Genomic DNA, 1,672 nt, shown 5'->3' with positions numbered 1-1,672 from the left:
GGCATCTGCCGAAGAACCGGACCTGGACCTACGACGGCCAGCTGAAAATGGCCCGCTACGAAGGGCATTGGCAGGTCCGGTGGAGCACCACCGACCTGCATCCTCGCCTCGGCGAGCACCAGACGTTCGCGCTGCGGGCTGACCCGCCGCGGCGTGCCGCAGTGAACGAACTCGGTGGCACCGACGTGCTGGCTCCCGGCTACCTGTACCACTACACGCTGGACGCGTCTCGGGCCGGCGGCTACCTGATCACCACGGCCCGCGCGGTCGTCGATGCGCTGCACCCGTTCGACGACACGTTCAACGACCCGCAGCGGCTGGCCGAGCAGGCCAGCTCGCTGGGTAAACCGATGGATTTGATCACGCTGCGCACCGACGCCAACAACAACGTCGCGCCCGCGATCGGCAACCTGCCCGGCGTGGTGATCACCCCGCAGGCCGAGCTGCTGCCGACCGACTACCACTTCGCCCCTGCGCTGATGAGTCAGGTGAAGAAGTCGGTGATCGACCAACTCGACGGCCAGGCGGGCTGGCGGGTGGTCAGCGTCAACCAGAACGCCGTCGACGTGGCGGTGTTGCACGAAATGGAGCCGTCGCCGGCCGCGTCGATCTCGATCAGCCTGGACCGGGCCGTGCAGAACGCCGCCCAGCACGCGGTGGACAACCAGGGTCGCCAGGCGATGATCGTGGTGATCAAACCGTCGACCGGGGAAATTCTGGCGGTCGCGCAGAATCCCGCCGCCGACGCCGGCGGCCCGCTTGCCACCACCGGCCTTTACCCGCCGGGGTCGACGTTCAAGATGGTCACTGCGGGCGCCGCCCTCGAGCGCGACTTAGCAAGCCCGAACACGCTGTTGGCTTGTCCCGGAGAGATCGACATCGGGCATCGCACCATCCCCAACTACGGCGGGTTCGATTTGGGTGTGGTGCCGATGTCGCGGGCATTCGCCAGTTCGTGCAACACCACGTTCGCCGAATTGGCCAGCCGGATGCCGCCGCGCGGGTTGAACCAGGAGGCAAGCCAGTACGGCATCGGTCTGGACTACCAGGTGGACGGCGTCAGCACGGTCACCGGTTCGGTGCCGCCGACGGTCGATTTGGCCGAGCGCACCGAGGACGGCTTCGGTCAGGGCAAGGTGCTGACCTCCCCATTCGGCATGGCGCTGGTCGCGGCGACGGTGGCCGCCGGAAAGACGCCCGTGCCCAAGCTGATTGAGGGGCGGACGACGACGATCACCGGCGACACCACACCGATCAGCGAGAAAGTGATCGACGGCCTGCGCCCGATGATGCGGCTGGTGGTGACCAACGGCACCGGCAAGGACATCGCGGACTGCGGTGCGGTGTTCGGGAAGACCGGTGAGGCCGAGTTCCCCGGCGGCTCGCATGCCTGGTTCGCCGGCTACCGCGGCGATATGGCGTTCGCCGCGCTGATCGTCGGGGGCGGCAGTTCGGAGTACGCGGTGCGGATGACGAAGTTCATGTTCGATTCGCTGCCGGCTGACTATCTGGCTTGACGGCCTGGTGGGACAGCCACAATTGGCTTGTCGCCCGGCCAGGGGGGCGTAGCCGGGCGACAAGGTCCTGATGACTGAGCTAGACAGCCCACCCCTCCGAGGTTGTCGAACTTCCCCCGACCAGCCGGCCTTCGCGGGACCGGCCACCTCATCAG

Annotated in this window: 1 protein-coding gene; it reads left to right on the top strand. The window is 67.4% G+C overall.

The genetic code is table 11. The annotated features are described in order from the left end of the window. On the top strand, positions 1-1,517 hold a 1,517-nt coding region (locus WAN71_RS13915; RefSeq protein ID WP_422225895.1), incomplete at its 5' end, for a penicillin-binding transpeptidase domain-containing protein. Positions 1,518-1,672 lie beyond the last annotated feature (155 nt).

The sequence above is a fragment of the Mycobacterium sp. genome (assembly GCF_049280035.1).
Classification (GTDB): Bacteria; Actinomycetota; Actinomycetes; order Mycobacteriales; family Mycobacteriaceae; genus Mycobacterium.
The sequence above is the reverse complement of the archived record's forward strand: the minus strand, read 5'-3'. Positions and strand labels throughout refer to the sequence as shown.